Here is a 3459-nt window from a genome sequence, read left to right as displayed (position 1 = left end):
GGGCGGGGGGGCATGCCGCGCCGCCTGCAACGCGGGCAGGATTTGCCCGACGATCGCTTCCGGCGTCACCGCGCCGACATGCTTGAGCGCGATGCGCCCGTTGCCGTCGATGACATAGGTCTCCGGCACACCGTAAACCCCCCATTCGATGGAAGCCCGCCCGCTCGTGTCGCGTCCGATGCGATCGAACGGATTGCCATACTCGGCGAGGAAGCGCCGCGCCGCCCCGGGATCGTCCTTGTAGTTGATACCGTAGAGCGGCACATCGGCAACGCGCCTGAGTTCCACCAGCAACGGCATCTCGACCCGGCAGGGAATGCACCACGAAGCCCAGACATTGACGATGACGGGTGTGCCCATGCCGAAATCGGCGGTGGCAAGGCCCGGCTTGTCGAGACCCGGAACCGCCGGCAGCTCGAAATCGGGCACATAGCGTCCAATCAGCGCCGAGGGAACGCGCGACGGATCGCCGCGATAGATCGCCACGAAAAAAAATCCGGCAAGCAGCAGAAAGATGGCGACGGGAACGAGCGCCACAACCCTGAACGATATTTTCACCGGTCCCGCTCCGTGTCCGGATTGCGCGCGGGCGAACGGACGCGGCCACCGGCCTCACGCTCCAGCTCCTCGACAAGCCGCGCCTGCCGGCGGTAGTCGGCAAGACTCTGGACGGCGAGCACCAACGGCACGACCAGTCCGAGCGCATAGACCGGCCAGACATAAGCCGCATAACCGCCCATCTGAAAAAACGCGGCCATGCTTCAACCCTCCGCGCGGGCAGCGGCCTGCGCCAGACGCAGCGTGCGCACGCGATGCCGCAGGATCTCGGCCCGCATACGCACAAGAACAAGCACAATGAAGAAAAGTGTGAAGCCGAGCGCCATCAGCATCAGCGGCAACAGCATTTCGGGCGCGACGGTCGGCCCGTCCATACGGAAGACGGAGGCCGGCTGATGCAGCGTGTTCCACCAGACGACCGAGTAGCGAATGATCGGCACGTTGATCGCGCCGACAAGCGCAAGCACGGCCGCGGCGCGCGCGGCGCGTGCGGGCTCCTCGATCGCCGCCCAGAGCGCCATGTAGCCGAGATAGAGAAAGAAGAGGATCAGAACCGATGTCAGCCGCGCGTCCCACACCCACCAGGCGCCCCACATCGGCTTGCCCCAGAACGCACCGGTGACAAGCGCCAGAAAGGTGAAGGCCGCGCCGATCGGCGCGGCGGACCTGGCGCAGAGATCGGCCAGCGGGTGACGGAAGATCAGCGCCACGGCTGACGCCGCCGCCATCAGCGAGTAACCGAACATCGCAAGCCAGGCGGCCGGGACATGCACATACATGATGCGCACGCTCTCGCCCTGCTGATAGTCGGGCGGCGAGGCGAAAAGCGCGAAGTAGAGGCCGGTGCCGAGAAGCCCGAGCGAGACCACCCATAACGGCGCAAGAAACCGCGCCGACAGCGCCATGAAACGCGCCGGATTGGCGAAGGCCTGAAGCCGCTGCGAAGCTGAAAGGCTGGTCATGGGCACATTTAGCGTGTTGCGTACAAAGAGGGCAAGGCGCGGGCGCCAGTCAATTTGCCGCGCATCAGCGGAGAGTGGCGCGCAACGCCGCCGCCGCCGCGACCGGGCCGAGAACGAGGCTGGCCAGCGTGACCGCCGCCAGCAGCGCCAGGCTTTGCGCGGCAACCCCTTGCGGAAAGCCGGCAAGGGCTGCCCGCGCCGCGCTGACGCCGAAAATCAGCACCGGAATATAGAACGGAAGCACCAGCAGCGAAGCGAGCAACCCGCCGCGCCTGATGCCAACGGTGAGGCCGGCGCCGATGACGCCGAGAAAACTCAGCGCCGGCGCGCCCGCAAGCATCGCCAGCATCAGGGCCGGAAAGGCGGCCACATCGAGATTGAGCATCAGCCCGAGCAGCGGCGCGGCGACGACAAGCGGCAGGCCGGTCGTCAGGAAATGGCCGACAGCCTTTGCCGCGACGACAAGCTCGAGCGGTACCCGGCCCATGGCCAGAAGGTCGAGCGAACCGTCCTCGTAATCGGCCTGGAAAAGCCGGTCGAGCGTCAGCAGCGAGGAAAGCAGCAGCGCCACCCACAGCATGCCGGGTGCGATCCGCGCCAGCAGATTGAGATCGGGACCGATGCCGAGCGGCACCACGGCGACGACGGTGAGGAAAAAGAACACCGCCATGCCCCCGCCGCCGCCGATGCGCGCGGCAAGCCGGAGATCGCGGGCGATGAGGGCGAAGAAGGCACGCATCATGTCACGAGCTCCAAGACGAGGCGAAGCGTTCGCGCATCCGCAAGTCCGAGATCGAGATGGGTGGCGGCGACGATGAGACCGCCGGCTGCGAGATGCGATCGCATGGCAAGACCGAGCTGCGCGATGCTGGCCGCATCGAGCGCGACCGTCGGCTCGTCGAGCAGCCAGACGGGGCGCGGCGCTGCAAGCAGACGCGCCAGCGCCAGGCGCCGCTTCTGCCCGGCCGAAAGATAGGCGACCGGCAGATCGGCGAGCGGCGCAAGGCCCATGCCGTCGAGCGCTGCGGGAATATCCGGCGATGCGTCCGGCGCGCCGAACCACGCTGCCCAGAAATCCAGCGTCTCCGTGACCGTCATCGCCGGCTTCAGCGCATCGAGATGGCCGAGATAATGCGTCTGTTCGGCAAGCGTCAGGTCGGAGTCGCCACCTTCAAGCGTCAGGGCACCGGCGGCAATATCAAGAAGACCGGCAATCTGGCGCAGCAGGCTCGACTTGCCGCTGCCATTGGGGCCGGTCAGCACCAGCGCTTCGCCGGCACCGAGATCGAAGGAAAGGTCTTCGAAGACAAGCCGGCCGCCGCGCGCGCAGGCGAGCTTCGAAGCCGACAGCCGCAGCTCAGATGTCGTCAAAATTTCCGCCCCGGCCCTTGCCCGCCGCAAAGCGCGCCGCCCCTTTTTGCGTTTCGCCGGACGCCATCACCTTGCGGCCGTGCTCGAATTCATTGGCAAATGCCCGGTCGTAGGGAAGATCCCATTGTTCATAGGCCGACATGCGGTCGTGACGCAGGCACAGTTGCGGAAAGCGCGAAATTTCAAGCGCCAGACGCTCGGCCTCGGCGCGGCCTTGCCCCTTGGGCACGATGCGATTGGCAAGCCCCATCTGCAAGGCCTCCGCCGCGCCGACGCCGCGGCCGGTCAGGATCAAATCCATCGCGCGGGCATGGCCGATCAGACGCGGCAGGCGGATCGTTCCGCCATCGATCAGCGGCACGCCCCAGCGGCGGCAGAAGACGCCCATCACCGCGTCTTCCTCGACGACGCGCATGTCGCACCAGAGCGCGAGTTCGAGCCCGCCCGCCACCGCATAACCGGCAATGGCGCCGATGACCGGCTTGTTGAGAATCATTCGCGACGGACCCATGGGGCCGTCATCGGCAAGCCGGTAGAAATCGGCGCCCGTCGCCGGCGGCACGGTGCG

Annotated in this window: 6 protein-coding genes; all 6 read right to left on the bottom strand. The window is 66.7% G+C overall.

What is annotated here, in order from left to right:
• Window positions 1-558 (bottom strand): DsbE family thiol:disulfide interchange protein (locus WEB61_RS02285; RefSeq protein ID WP_368062713.1); only part of this gene is annotated, 558 nt, incomplete at its 3' end.
• Window positions 555-758, bottom strand: a complete 204-nt coding sequence (gene ccmD / locus WEB61_RS02280) for a heme exporter protein CcmD (protein WP_368062712.1) — start codon at window positions 756-758, stop codon at window positions 555-557. The genes ccmD and WEB61_RS02285, both read right to left, overlap by 4 nt.
• 3 nt (window positions 759-761) lie before the next feature.
• Window positions 762-1520 carry a heme ABC transporter permease gene (locus WEB61_RS02275; protein WP_368062711.1) on the bottom strand — a complete coding sequence of 253 codons (759 nt, stop codon included), beginning with the start codon at window positions 1518-1520 and terminating at the stop codon, window positions 762-764.
• A 64-nt stretch (window positions 1521-1584) separates the two neighbouring features.
• Entirely contained in the window at window positions 1585-2259 is a 675-nt protein-coding gene (gene ccmB, locus WEB61_RS02270; protein ID WP_368062718.1) for a heme exporter protein CcmB, read from the bottom strand.
• Window positions 2259-2891, bottom strand: coding sequence for a heme ABC exporter ATP-binding protein CcmA (ccmA, locus tag WEB61_RS02265; RefSeq protein WP_368062710.1), 633 nt, complete (start codon window positions 2889-2891; stop codon window positions 2259-2261). The genes ccmB and ccmA overlap by 1 nt, the downstream gene beginning before the upstream one ends.
• On the bottom strand, window positions 2878-3459 hold a 582-nt coding region (locus tag WEB61_RS02260; RefSeq protein WP_368062709.1), incomplete at its 5' end, for a crotonase/enoyl-CoA hydratase family protein. The genes ccmA and WEB61_RS02260, both read right to left, overlap by 14 nt.

This window comes from Parvibaculum sp., assembly GCF_040882025.1.
Lineage (GTDB): Bacteria > Pseudomonadota > Alphaproteobacteria > Parvibaculales > Parvibaculaceae > Parvibaculum.
This window is presented reverse-complemented; position numbering and strand designations above follow the sequence as displayed.